13 protein-coding genes and 1 pseudogene are annotated in these 12,482 nt (G+C 70.3%); 7 read left to right on the top strand and 7 right to left on the bottom strand.

Going from position 1 to position 12,482, the window contains the following annotated elements; all coding sequences use genetic code 11:
• The first annotated feature begins 237 nt into the window (after nt 1-237).
• From ACFZAU_RS14170 to ACFZAU_RS14160, 3 genes are all read left to right on the top strand, one after another.
• Nucleotides 238-573 (top strand): DUF4333 domain-containing protein, encoded by a 336-nt coding sequence (locus tag ACFZAU_RS14170; RefSeq protein WP_500552343.1) that lies wholly within the window; start codon nt 238-240, stop codon nt 571-573.
• A 543-nt stretch (nt 574-1,116) separates the two neighbouring features.
• Nucleotides 1,117-1,320, top strand: coding sequence for a cold-shock protein (locus tag ACFZAU_RS14165; protein WP_319139601.1), 204 nt, complete (start codon nt 1,117-1,119; stop codon nt 1,318-1,320).
• A gap of 273 nt (nt 1,321-1,593) precedes the next feature.
• On the top strand, nt 1,594-1,758 hold the full coding sequence (locus tag ACFZAU_RS14160; RefSeq protein ID WP_500552342.1) for a hypothetical protein: 165 nt from the start codon (nt 1,594-1,596) through the stop codon (nt 1,756-1,758).
• Between the two features lie 45 nt (nt 1,759-1,803).
• Here ACFZAU_RS14160 and ACFZAU_RS14155 read toward each other — a convergent pair whose 3' ends face one another.
• Entirely contained in the window at nt 1,804-2,355 is a 552-nt protein-coding gene (locus tag ACFZAU_RS14155; protein WP_500552341.1) for a glycine-rich domain-containing protein, read from the bottom strand.
• The gene (locus ACFZAU_RS14150) at nt 2,355-2,597 is read right to left on the bottom strand and encodes a hypothetical protein (protein ID WP_500552340.1); all 243 of its coding nucleotides are present in this window, start codon (nt 2,595-2,597) and stop codon (nt 2,355-2,357) included. The genes ACFZAU_RS14155 and ACFZAU_RS14150 overlap by 1 nt, the downstream gene beginning before the upstream one ends.
• Nucleotides 2,598-3,542: 945 nt before the next feature.
• Between ACFZAU_RS14150 and ACFZAU_RS14145 the strand changes: the two genes are divergently transcribed.
• A complete protein-coding gene (locus ACFZAU_RS14145; protein WP_500552339.1) occupies nt 3,543-4,088 on the top strand; it encodes a hypothetical protein in 546 nt (181 codons plus the stop codon).
• A gap of 260 nt (nt 4,089-4,348) precedes the next feature.
• Here the strand turns inward: ACFZAU_RS14145 and ACFZAU_RS14140 are convergent, their stop codons facing one another.
• Nucleotides 4,349-4,801 carry an Lrp/AsnC family transcriptional regulator gene (locus ACFZAU_RS14140; protein WP_500465856.1) on the bottom strand — a complete coding sequence of 151 codons (453 nt, stop codon included), beginning with the start codon at nt 4,799-4,801 and terminating at the stop codon, nt 4,349-4,351.
• Between the two features lie 116 nt (nt 4,802-4,917).
• On the opposite strand from ACFZAU_RS14140, the gene ACFZAU_RS14135 reads away from it, so the two are divergent.
• From ACFZAU_RS14135 to ACFZAU_RS14125, 3 genes are all read left to right on the top strand, one after another.
• Nucleotides 4,918-5,538: a LysE family translocator gene (locus ACFZAU_RS14135; protein WP_500552338.1), complete on the top strand. Its 621-nt coding sequence runs from the start codon at nt 4,918-4,920 to the stop codon at nt 5,536-5,538.
• A 130-nt stretch (nt 5,539-5,668) separates the two neighbouring features.
• Entirely contained in the window at nt 5,669-5,992 is a 324-nt protein-coding gene (locus tag ACFZAU_RS14130) for a PaaI family thioesterase (protein WP_500552631.1), read from the top strand.
• 25 nt (nt 5,993-6,017) lie between these two features.
• Nucleotides 6,018-7,754 (top strand): DMT family transporter, encoded by a 1,737-nt coding sequence (locus ACFZAU_RS14125; RefSeq protein ID WP_500552337.1) that lies wholly within the window; start codon nt 6,018-6,020, stop codon nt 7,752-7,754.
• Nucleotides 7,755-8,368: 614 nt separating this feature from the next.
• Here the strand turns inward: ACFZAU_RS14125 and ACFZAU_RS14120 are convergent.
• From ACFZAU_RS14120 to ACFZAU_RS14105, 4 genes and pseudogenes are all read right to left on the bottom strand, one after another.
• Entirely contained in the window at nt 8,369-9,319 is a 951-nt protein-coding gene (locus ACFZAU_RS14120) for a glycine-rich domain-containing protein (RefSeq protein WP_500552336.1), read from the bottom strand.
• 227 nt (nt 9,320-9,546) lie between these two features.
• Nucleotides 9,547-10,068 carry a glycine-rich domain-containing protein gene (locus tag ACFZAU_RS14115; protein ID WP_500552630.1) on the bottom strand — a complete coding sequence of 174 codons (522 nt, stop codon included), beginning with the start codon at nt 10,066-10,068 and terminating at the stop codon, nt 9,547-9,549.
• A 616-nt stretch (nt 10,069-10,684) separates the two neighbouring features.
• Nucleotides 10,685-10,984, bottom strand: a complete 300-nt coding sequence (locus tag ACFZAU_RS14110) for a hypothetical protein (RefSeq protein ID WP_500552335.1) — start codon at nt 10,982-10,984, stop codon at nt 10,685-10,687.
• A gap of 470 nt (nt 10,985-11,454) precedes the next feature.
• Nucleotides 11,455-12,221, bottom strand: a pseudogene (locus tag ACFZAU_RS14105) (oxidoreductase).
• Nucleotides 12,222-12,482 lie beyond the last annotated feature (261 nt).

The raw sequence follows: 12,482 nt of genomic DNA, 5'->3' as shown, positions 1-12,482 counted from the left end.
GGGGCGTGGGCACCGCAGAGGACAGCCCTTGCGTCCGGTGCACAGTGGACTGCCCTGCCCGCAGCTCCGCCTCAGGGCGGCACTCCTCACACCGGGAGACGATGCCCACCTCCGCCAGCGCCTCTTGCCGAGTCAGCGTCCTAGCGGAGGCCTGCCTGCAGCGTGCCCGGTGCAGGACGCGCCGCTGGCTGACTGCTCCTCTTGTCAGCCGACTTGGGGTTCGGTAGGACTGCTCCGGTGACTGATCAACGAAGCTTTGCACGTACCGTCATAGCGCTGTCCTTGGCTGTGCTCGCCGCCTGCGCAGTGGTGGTGACGATCAAGGTGACCACTGGCCCCATCGCAGTCGAACCGCCACGCGTGTTGGACCAGACAGCGCTGGAGAAGCGGGTGGCGGGTGAAGTCGGCAGCATGAAGAAGAACAATCCCGGCGCTTTCGTGGCCTGCCCCGTGTCCGTCGTGGTCAAGGTAGGCACCAAGTTCGACTGCCGCGTCTGGGGAGACACCAACCCGGCGACTGTGCATGTCGAGATCACCAGCGATCAGGGCGAGCTCTTGATGACGTCCGACTAGCAACGCTTCGCCATCTGGACTGGAAGAGGCCTCGTTCGGAGTGTGGTGTGGGGGGTGTTGGTCTGGGGCAGGGTTGCCGGACTGCCCCAGCAACGAGTGGAGTCGGCGCTGCGCCGCGGCTCACGTTGGGGCGGCCCCCGGCACCGGCACCGCGCGGCGGATCACCGGTCCCGGCGTGTGTGCTTGCTCAGCCGTCCCAGGAGGCCGCGGCGGGTGGGCCCGGTGAAGGGCGGGTGGTCGGGGAGGCCGTGCCGCCACGACCAGGTGGCGGCAGTGGCCGCGGCGTGCGGCCCAGACCAAGTCGCGGACGTCATAGCGGGTGCTGCTTGATCTTCGCAGTGCTTCTTGGTAGCGAGGATCACGGTTTGCGCGGGCCCTTGCGCGGCGAGAGACCACCCGAACGAGGTGTCGGCACCGGCGCGGGCGAATGTGCTGGCTAAGGCGTCGCCTCATCGGGTATGTATGTGCCCGCGGCCGGAAGAACGGTCTGCCGGCGTGCCCTGCAGGGTGCGCTGCATCAGCGGTATGTGAGGGACGAACACAGTGGCATCTGGCGTCGTGAAGTGGTTCAACGCCGAGAAGGGCTTCGGCTTCATCGAGCAGGACGGGGGCGGGCCGGACGTGTTCGCCCACTACTCCAACATCGCCGGCAACGGCTACCGCGAGCTCCAGGAGGGCGAGCACGTCACGTTCGACGTGACGCAGGGGCAGAAGGGCCCGCAGGCGGAGAACATCGTCCGCGGCTGACGCCTCGCGTCCAGCGCACGCACGTTGGAGCGGGGTCGCCTTGTACGTTGAGGCGGCCCCGTTCCGCGTTTCCAGGAGGCGCGTCCCCACGCGTGGGGTTACACCCCGGGTGCCCCGTCAGGTACGTGGGTACGTGCTCAGCCACAGTGACCTCGACCAGGCAGGACGGCCGGGGCCACCTCACGGCGTCTGTGGTCGCCGAGGCGTCCATCTCGTGGCTGGTCGTGCAACCACCATCGAAGGAGCCCAGTGGTGGCGTGCTCGTGCCAGTCCATGAAGCAACAGTTCGAGGTCGTCACCCCGAACGGCAAGGTCGTCTTCACGACCGGCAACAAGGCCACCGCCGAAGCAGTCGGCAAGCGGCACCAGGGCAGCGAGGTCCGCGAGAAGGGCAAGACGCCGGCCGACGGGACGGCCGAGAAGGAGCCTGGCGCCTGACCGACCGTGCCCGGCGCACCGGATGGGGCGCCGGGCCACGCGGGGCTACCACCAGATGACGACGTATCCGGGGCCGCCGTTGTCGCCGAGGACCGGGAGGCCATTGGTGCGTGCGCCGCCTGATCCGCCGATGCCAGCGCCTTGGGGAGCCGGCTGGATGATGCCGTCCACCGCCGGGCGGCCTCCCACGCCACCCGGCTCACCGACCGGACCACTGATCGTGCCGCTTGCGCCGTCGTTGCCTTGGCGGACTGTGCCCTGGCCGGGGCAGGAAGCTGTGCCGCCGGCGCCCCCGGATATGATCCCCGGCGCGCCGCCACCGGCATTCACGATGGCGCCGAGACCGTTGTCCACCATGCTGGGGGTGCCGGGGAAGCCACCCAAGAGCCCGCCTGCTCCTCCTGTGCCGAGGTCCACCACGACCGGTGTACCCGACTGGACAGGAAGGACGCACCAGGCGAAGCCCCCGGCGCCGCCACCGGATCCGGTGCGAGCGAAGTCGCTTCCCTCACCGCCCCCGCCGGCGCCCCATGCTTGCACGAAGACCGTGCTGACATCGGCGGGCGGCATGAATTGACCGTCGCTCTGGAAGTCCATCAGGCCGTGAGCCGGGGCGACACCGGGCGGTCCCTGGGGTCCGGGCGGCCCGACAGGTCCGGCGGGCCCAGCAGGTCCCTGCTGGCCGGCCTCACCTGGAAGTCCCTGCGGCCCGGCGGGTCCAGCGGGTCCAGCAGGTCCGACAGGTCCGGCAGGTCCCAGCGGTCCGGGAGGCCCAGGCGGTCCGGGCGGGCCGGGAGGTCCGGGCGGGCCGGGAATGCCGGGGCGGCCCGGGTGACCATGGCCCGGGCGGCTGGGGCAGTAGCCGGGGAAGTAGGGGAAGAGGAAGCACGGGTCAGCGAGACCGGTTGCATTGCCGGGTTTCGAGGCGGCAGCCTCGCCACCCTCGGCGCTTCCCGCATACGCGGCGCCCGTCAGAGCGCTGGACGTCAGGGCCACGCTCGCGGCCACCGTCCACATCCGCACACCGACTCGGCGTCGCCGCAGAGGCGCCTGAGGCAGGGCTATTCGAGACAACACGTCACCTCCAGCAGGGGGCCCGCAACGCGCGTCAGACGCCGCTCACCGGGAGAGAAGAGCTGTCGGAGACAGCATCGGACCCACAGCAAGAATCGCCTTACGTGTCGGACTGTGCACACTAAGTAGCCGACCGGGTGATCTCGGCCAAGAGGCGCCTGACGCCTGACCGGGTGGGCCCGGCGCGCCAGATGGTGCGCCGGGCGTCGTCGTCACGGCCTACCACCAGATGACGACGTATCCGTTGCCGCCACCTGCCCGGGGTTGAGGAGACCACCACCGGCACCGCTGTCCCCACAGGTGCCGGCGTTCGGCGGCGCAGGCTGGACCACACCGTCCACCGCCGGCCGTCCACCCGGGGACACCGGAACAACCGGGCCAGCTGTGCCGGCCCCGCCGCTCGCGCCTTGCCTGGCTGTGCCCTGGCCCGGACACGTGCTGTACGTGCCGCCGGCGCCACCGGCGAGCGTCCCGGAGCCATGGCGTCTCCCCCCTCACCGTCGGGTGGAGCGAGCCGATTGCGCTAGGAGATGATCCCGTGCGTGGCTGAAGAGGCAGGTGCAGATGCGGACGACGCTTGTGCATGAACTGAGCGACTGGGCTGGGCGTTCGGGCTCATCGCGGAGGATCCGGCTGAGAGAGGTGCAGCGCTCGTCCAGCTGGCCGAGGCCCAAAGGGAGGTCAGGGACGCGCTCGACCGGTCCAACGAGATGTGGCTGCTGACGCGGCCTCTGGGAGCGGACGAGCAGTACCGGGAGCCGGTCTTTCGACAGGCACTCGAGAGGTATTGGCAAGTCCAGAGGCGTTCACTGCCTGACGGGGTGTGGAACGGCCCTGCGGGCGGGGATCTTGCGACGTGGCCGGGGCTGCCCTACGCGTTGCTCTTCCTGGAGTGGGAGGCGAGGTACCCGCTGGAGTGGACGCAGCATGCGAAGGCGTGGGGTACGAAGGAGACCCTGATCCGTAAGGTGGCCCGTGCTCCCCAGGAGGAGGCGCTCAAGGCGAAGCTCACCGACCTGGTCGAGCTCGTCGTCCACCGGGCGTATCGCTGCAAGGACCGCGAATACGTGCGGGTAGCCCGAGCTGTAGACAGCGCTGACCTGCGGGGCAGACTCGATCGGGCAGCCGATTCGGACAGTCCGTGGGCCCGGTGCCACGCGGGGTATGTGCTCTGGCTCCTCGACCGTCCTGACATTCCGAACACCCGTCGTGTCTGGCAGACCTGGGTGGCAGGCGAGGCTGCGGCGGTGTTGTGACCCGGGGACGATGCAGGCAAGGGCCTTCGGACTCGTGACGCGCTCTCAGGACCGCCAGCAGTTCCCGGGTGCGCATTCCGGTCTCTTGCGAGGAGTTGGAGCCGGATTGTGACGTCGGGCGCGTGCGTCCTGCGTGAGCCGTCCGCCGGTGAGGTGGTGGCGTCGGTCGGCCTCCTGGGCGTGGGACATGGAGGTGGTGCAGCTGCGTCGACACGACGTGACGCAGGTGGCCGCTGCCTGTACGTCCGGTTGTGCGGTGGCTATGCGGGCAGGGGACGGTCGGCGATGACGTTTTTCATCACGAGGGTGGAGGTCAGGCGCTGAACGCCGGGCAGGCGGACGAGCTGTTCGTCGTAGAGGCGCTGGTAGGCGGTGATGTCGGTGGCGGCGACCCGTAGGAGGTAGTCGGGTTCGCCGAACAAGCGCTGAGCCTGGAGGACGTGGGGGATGGCGGTGACCGCCTCTTCGAAAGCGGCGACGGTGTTGGCGTCCTCCCAGCGCAGGGTGGCGAAGACAAGGGTTTCGAAGTTGAGCCCGACGGCGGCTGGGTCCACGGCGGCGCGGTAGCCGCGGATCGCGCCTTCACGTTCGAGGTCGCGCAGCCGACGGTGGCAGGGCGAGACGCTCAGCTGCACGCGGGCGGCGAGTTCGGTGATCGTGAGACGGCCGTCCTGCTGCAGCTCGGCAAGAATCTTCCGGTCTGTGGCATCCATGGAGAATATTCTTCCTCAGACGCCCCGGCTCAGGGGTAAAGAAGGGAACATTTTCGGGCGAATTCGGCCTAGCCTTCCTCACGTAGTAACTATGGGAGAGGGCGAGGACAGATTCCATGGACACGACCACGCTGGTGGCCTTTGCGGCGGTAGATCTTCTGCTGGTGCTCACCCCCGGCGCGGACTGGGCCTTCGCGATCTCGGCGGGCCTGCGCGAACGCGCGATACTCCCTGCGGTGGCCGGGCTGATCGCCGGATACGCGGGCTACACGCTTCTGGCCGTCGCGGGCCTGGCCGTGATCGTGGCCGGCTCGCCGACCACTCTCACCGCGCTGACCGTCGCCGGTGCCGGCTACCTGGTGTGGCTGGGTTCGAACGTACTGCGCCGGCCCGCCGAGCTGGCGGCCTCCGAAGAGACGGCCGACACCTCGTTGATGCAGATGATGCTCAAGGGGGCCGGGATCAGCGGTCTGAACCCGAAGGCACTGCTGCTGTACGTCTCGCTGTTCCCGCAGTTCATCGACACCACCGGCGGTGGCTGGCCTGTGTCCGCGCAGACCGGCCTGTTCGGCACCCTGCACATGACCGCCTGCGCGGCCGTCTACCTCACCGTCGCCGTCCTGGCCCGCACCGTGCTCAAGACCCGACCCTCCGTGGCCCGGGCGGTCATCCGCACCTCCGGCGTCTTGATGATCCTCATCGGGCTCTTCCTGATCGCCGAACGCGTGGCCACCTGACCCGCCCGAAAGAGAACAACCCCGTGAACACCCCGATCCAGATGCAGCAGCCGAGCAACGCGGCCCACCAGCGGGTCGAGATGAGCTTCGGCCGGCAGGGCATGGTGACCCACTTCGGCGCCCGCCTTACATCGCGCTCCCCGCCCAGCCCGAGGCCTGCTGGCAGGACGGATGCATCCACGACGGCGCCGGCAGCGCCATCGCCGACAACGCCGGCGGCCGTGCGGCCCGGACCCTGTGCGGAGAGGGCAGTGAGGTCCTCACCGTCGAAATCAAGATCAATTCGATCGCGCCCGCCGTCGGCGACCACATCGAAGCGATCGACACCGTCCTGAAGTCCGGGCGGACCGTGACCGTTTGCCGGCAGGAGGCGCGGCGTTCAGGCGACGGTGAGCGCACCCTCGTCGCCACCGGACAGCGGACTCGGATCCGCGTCACCGCTCCTGCCCACTGACCACTCCGAGGAAAGAACTGCCCCCATGGAACTGTCCGCAGCGGTCGCCTGCGCGGCGATCGCTCTCACCCTGATCGCGGTGCCCAGCCACGACTGGGCCTACCTTCTGGCGGCCGGCGCCCGCTACCTCGTCGTCCTGCCCGTGGTCAGCGGCATCGCCATCGGCTACGCCCTGATCACCACGATCGTGGTCCCCGGCGTCGGCCCCCTGGTCACCGCCCACCCCCTGGCGTTCAGCGCGTTCGGCGCGCTCACCGTGAGCGGCGCCTCCTACCTGGTACACCTCGGCGTCCGCGTCCCCACCGCCCCAGCCGAACCGGTATCCGTCCATACCGGCAGCACCCCAGCCGGCTCCACGCGACGTCTCCCCGGCCCGGGGCGCCAGGGTCAGCGCCCTGGCCCTCAAAGGCCTCCTGATCCTCCTGTCGCAGCTCACCCAACCCACCGCGGGTCGGCCGCTGCCGTGCCAATGGCCGCGCTGGGCGGCGTCTACGTCCTGATCTGCGCCGGGGCGCACTTCCCCCTCGGCCACGCCGCCGGCCGTGTCAGGGGCGCCCGTCACCGCGTTGCCCAGATCGCCTCAAAAGTCGCGGTTGCCACGACCATCCCCGTCGGACCCCCACGACGACAGCGACCCCGTACAGCACGCCGACCCCGCCTCGCGGACAGAAACCACCGCACGACACCGTCCCCTGCCGCACAACGACCCACCGACCCGCCCGCGGGCACCAGGCCCGTACACCTGCTGGCCGCTCTCGCCGTCGGAATGTTGCTGCCGGCGCAGGGACGCATCACCGGGGCTCTCGGGGTGCGGCTGAAGGACGGGCCACAGGCCGCACTTCTTGCCTCGACCGCAGGCTTGCTGCTCGTCGCCGTGATCGCCCTGGCCGTCCCCTCGGCGCGCCGCTGTGTGGCGCGCATCCCGGCCGCGGTGCGACGCCGAGCGGCCTTCCCCAGGTGGGCGCTACTGGCAGGCATACCGGCCGCCTACTTCATCTTCGCCCAGAGCGTCGTGGCCGGGGTGACCGGAATCGCCCTGTTCACCATCGCGTTCGTGGCCGGGCAGACCATCGGCGGGATCGGCGTCGACGTGTGGGGCATCGGACCGGCAGGCCGACGGCACATCACCTGGCCACGCACCACGGGTTCGGTGGTGATCGTCGCCGCTGTCGTCCTCAGCGTCGCCCCTGGCGGCCCGGTCACCGGTTCGACGGGCACGATGCTGCTGCTCCTGCTGCCATTCACCGCGGGGCTGGCCAACGGCGTGCAGACGGTCATGAACGGCCTCCAGACCGCCCACTACGGCAACTTCGTGCCCGCGACGCTCGTCAACTTCATCGTCGGCGTCCTCGTCCTGGCCGTCCCCGTCACCGTCCGCAGCATTGCGGACGGCGACTGGTCCGCGCCCCCCATGGAGCCGTGGCTGTATCTGGGCGGCCCGCTCGGCGTGGTCATTGTCGGCCAGTCCGCCTACCTCGCCAAACACCTCGGCGTGCTGCTGACCTCCCTCGGGCTGATCGCCGGCCAACTGCTCGGCGCCCTGGCCATCGACCTGATCTGGCCCGCCCCGCGCACCAGCGGATTCCCATGGCAGGAACTCGTCGGCACGCTCCTGGGCGTCACTGGTGTAGCCCTTGCCTCCCTCGACCGCCACCGCCGTCGGGCAGGCTTCAGTGGTCATAGGCGACGGCAGGCCGTCCCAGATGAGGCAGCACCCGATGAGCACCACCGCTCGCACGGCCGTGAGCGGGGAGGCCGGTGACGTCGAAAGCCCGACCACCTGGCCCATCACGTGCCGGCGGAGGCTTTCGCTTCCACGCTGGCTCCACACAAACCTGGCATGACCTGGTGGCCGAACAGCAGAGCCGCTAAAACTGCCGGTCGACCAGGTCCTCCGCGGGACGGCACCACGTTCTCCCTGCAGTTCCAGCTCGGCCACGAATACGGTTCCGTCGCCTACCGACCCGATCCGCAGTCCGGTGATGCGGCACCGGTGTTCGTAGTCGCAGCGGGCCTGTCGACCAACCGAGGGCGCGCTGGGGTGCTGCTGGATCAGCCGAGCCCTGTCGCTTGCCGCTCGGTCACCTCCGCGGTCGCCGAGGCGTCAATCTCGTGGCTGGGCCTGTCAATCACCAGCGAAGGGCCCGAGCGGTCCGGTACTCGTGCCACTCCAAGCGCCAGGCGCTTGTGGTGGTCGCCTTCAACGGGAAGGTGGTGTTCACCTCCGCAACAAGGCCACGGCCGACATGGTGACCAAGCGCTACCCGGCGGCGAGGTCCGGCCCAAGGATGGTGCCAAGACCGCCGACGCCGCGGCCGTCGGCTCCTGACCAGACGGGCCCGGCGCGCCGGGTCGCGTGCCGGGCCTTGTCGCGGTCTACCACCAGATGACGACGTATCCGTTGCCGCCGGGCCGGCCCTCAGTGAGGAGGACCTCACTCGGACCGCTGTCTCCGCCGGTGCCCGCGTTCGGCGGCGCGGGCTGGATCACGCCGTCCACTGCCGGCCGGCCGCCGGGGGTCGCCGGAGCGTTCGGGACGCCAGTCGTGCCGGTCCCGCCGTTGGCGCCTTGCCTGACTGTGCCCTGACCAGGACAAGTGGCCATGCCGCCGGCGCCACCGGCCGTAAATCCCGTGCTGCCCCCACCACCGAGGGCGGTCACGTTATCGACGCCGTCGCCCACAACGGTGTTGCCGCCTGTACCACCGAGTCCCGCCCCGAGCGCGCCGCCAAACCCTCCCGCACCGACGATTACCGTGACCGCTGGGACCGTGGTCGTATCGAGGACGCACCAGGCGAAGCCCCCGGCGCCGCCACCTCCTCCTGTGTGGGTGCTGTCTGATCCGCCGCCGCCCCCGCCGGCGCCCCATGCCTGGACGAAGACGCTGGTGACTCCTGCGGGCGGGGCGAACACGAAGGTCCCGGCGTCGTCGAAGTCCACCAGGCCGTGTGCCGGGGACGTGCCGGGCGGCCCCTGAGGCCCCTGCTGGCCGACGGGTCCCTGAGGTCCGGCGGGCCCCTGCGGGCCGGTCTCGCCCTGAGGCCCGGCTGGACCGGCTGGACCGGCAGGGCCCTGCGCTCCTGGGGCTCCCGGTGGCCCGGGAGGCCCCGGCGGCCCGGGGGGCCCGGGAATCCCGGGGCGTCCCGGATGACCGTGGTACCCCGGACGGCTGGGGCAGTACCCGGAAGGGTACGGGAACAGCAAGCACGGGTTGGCAAAGCCGGTTTCGATGCCGGGCTTCGCAGCGTCAGCCTGAGCACTGTCGGCGTTCACGGCGTAGGCAGGGCTCGTCAGAGAACTGGATGCCAGGGCCACTCCCGCGGCCATCGCCCACCACGCACGAGGTATGGCTATTCGAGACAACACATCACCTCCAGGAAAAGGGCCCGCCATGGGGGACAACCGCCGCTACCTGTCGTCGACCCCAGCAAGCCCACGGCAAGAATCGCCTTACGTAATTCGGGGTGCATTTTCAGTAGCCGACCGAGTGCCCCTACAGCCGCCGGAAGACGCGGCGTCTGACGCGCCAGGTGTGCGCCGGGCCAGCCCGCTGTTTACCACCAGATGACGACGTATCCGTCGCCACCCGCCGTACCTGGAGCGTCGGTGTCGCCGCCGCCGTCGCCGCCCTCGCCCGCACCGGTTGGCGCCGGCTGGACGACTCCGTCCACCGCAGGACGACCGCCCTGACCCGGGGCGCCCGGTAGCGGGTTGCCCTCCTGACCGTCCGCGCCCGTGCGGACGGTTCCCTGCCCGGGACAGACGCCTGTGCCACCGCTGCCCCCGATGAGCAGCGACGCGCCCCCGCCGCCACCGGCCGACGCGACGCCGCCCAGGTTGTTGTCCACTGCGGTCGGCGCGCCCGGAGCCCCGTTGGCCGCGCCGGCGCCACCGGCGCCACCGGTGCCGACGTCCACCGCGACCGGTGTACCCGGCTGGACGGGGAGGACGCACCAGGCGAAGCCGCCGGCGCCGCCACCGGCACCGGTGATCGCGCCGCCCCCTACGGCTCCGCCCCCGCCGGCGCCCCATGCCTGGACGAACACACTGGTCACCCCTGTAGGCGGGTTGAACACGAAGGCCCCGGCGTCGTCGAAGTCCACCAGGCCGTGTGCCGGGGACGTGCCCGGCGGCCCCTGAGGCCCCGCGGGTCCGACGGGTCCCTGAGACCCTGCGGGCCCAGCGGGCCCCTGCGGGCCGGTCTCGCCCTGAGGCCCAGCGGGCCCCGCAGGACCGGCGGGGCCCTGCGCTCCTGGGGATCCCGGTGGCCCGGGAGGTCCAGGCGGCCCGGGGGGTCCGGGAATCCCGGGGCGTCCCGGATGGCCGTGGTACCCCGGACGGCTGGGGCAGTATCCGGGGAAGTACGGGAACAGCAAGCACGGGTTGGAGAGGCCGGTTTCGACGCCGGGATTCGCAGCCTGACCGCCGTCGGCGTACGCCGGGCTTGCCAAAGCACTGGACGCCAGGGTCACTCCCGCGACCACCGCCCACCACGACCGAGGTACGGCTATTCGGGACAACACGTCACCTCCACAGCAAGGGGCCCACAACGCCCGGCGGACGCCGCTCACCAGGAGAGAAGAGCTGTCGGAGACAGCGGCGAGCCCACAGCAAGAATCGCCGTGGGTAATGATTCATGCACATTGAGTAGCCGACCGGGTGACCTTGCCCGGCGCGCTACACGTCGCCGGGTCACCGGTCACGGCCCGCCTGTGACGAGGCCGACGAGGTCCAGACGCGCCAGATGTTGCGCTGGAAGAGCGCGGCGGCCACGACAACCACGACGAGCCCCGTGCCGATCTGCTCGGCGCTCTCGGACATGCCCTCCAAGGACACAGCGACCACGCCCCCGGCCGTGAGAACGGCCCAGACGGTGATGCGCACCACCCGCGGTCGGGCCGTCTCGAGGCCCTGTAGTTGGTCCTGGTCCAGCAGCGGACCCACTCGCCCCTGGCAGTCGCGTTCGACGCTGGTCAGCAGGAGCACGCGCATTCGGCCCTCGAAGCGCCTGCCGCGCCGGAGTTGTTACCGCTGCACCGGGAGGGCAAACCGCTCCCCTCGCTGTACGACGAAGGGCCGCACCCCTGCGGGTGCGGCCCTTGATGCGGTCGGCTCGCGCTCGGGGGGCGCCGCACTCCCGGGCGATCTCCTCGGTCCGAAGCCCGTGCTCGGCCACCATGGGATTGGTGACGCCATGCGCCCTTATGCTCTCGCCGCATGGCGGCGCACTTGTGGCGTAACGGCTCCTCCGCCGCCACGGCCTTCCGTAGTGCGGAGAGCGTGGCCGTGAGTCCCGCCGCTGCTGCTCAACGATCTCTATCCCGTGCAGACCGTGTAGAGCCGCGGCGTCCACTGGCCGTACTCGTACTTGGTCCCCGGTACTCGCCGTACACGGTGACCGAGTTGACCCCGGAGAAGGGATCCCGAGTGGCCATCGTTACGCCGCGCCGGCAGACGCGACCTCAGGCCCCGCCGTTGAGGTGAAGGAAACTGCCGGCGATCCATTGGGACCGGTCGGACAGCAGGAACGCGATTGCCTCGGCGACGTCACGGGGGTCGCCGCCTCGGCCGATCGGAACCGAGGCGTAGACCTGCTCCGCCGTGGCGCCCATGGCCCCCGCCACCGTCTCAAGCACCTCTGTGCCCCCTGGGGTGAGCACCATGCCAAGGACGACGGTGTTGACCCGGATACCGGAGGGCGTCAGCTGGGTGGCAAGGCCCTTCGACCAGCTTTCCAGTGCCGCCTTGGCCGCGCCGTAGTGCAGGACGGGTGCGGGAGGGTTGGCGCTGACGGCCGAAGAGACGTTGAGATGGCCGCCCGATCGCTTTGCTTCAGGGCGGGCAAGGCAGCCGAGGTGACCCGCACCGCCGACAAGAAGTTGATCGCGAGGGAGTCCTCCCACTCCTCGTCCGGAACGCCCGTGAGGTGGACGCGGGCGGCGCCCGCGTTGTTCACCAGGAGGTCGAGGCCGCCGAGAGTGTCGAGGGTTTCGTCCATCAGGCGACGAGCCCCATCTGCGCTGCGGATGTCGGCACTGATGAAGGTGGACTCCTTGGGGGTGTCCTCGGCGCGGTTGCGAGCGCTGGTGACGACTGTCGCTCCACCGTCGATGAGCTGCTGTGCCACGGCCGCGCCGATGCCGCGCGACCCGCCGGTGACCAGGGCGCGCCGCCCTGCGAACTCGCCCGGGATCGGGATGGTCGGGATGAATGCCTGTGTGACGGACATGGAGATGTTCCTCCGGTGGTGATTGGTCGGGTTCTTGGGGCGGTGCGGCGTCCTTTCTGCAGGCGCGCAGAAGCTGTGGAGGTCGCGACTCGACCCATGTTGTTGAAGTCAAAAGTATCAGACTCAGAGTCTGATCAAAATATGCGGAGCCATCGCCGGCACCGTCACGAGCACCTGGCGCCGCTCGTCCAGCCCAGGTCCGCCGAGGCGAAACGCCGCGGCAGGTAGGCTCGACACGCCGCGAGCGCGCACCACCACGCG

Origin of the sequence: Streptomyces sp. NPDC008238 (assembly GCF_042956445.1) — a bacterium.
Taxonomy (GTDB): domain Bacteria; phylum Actinomycetota; class Actinomycetes; order Streptomycetales; family Streptomycetaceae; genus Actinacidiphila.
This window is presented reverse-complemented; position numbering and strand designations above follow the sequence as displayed.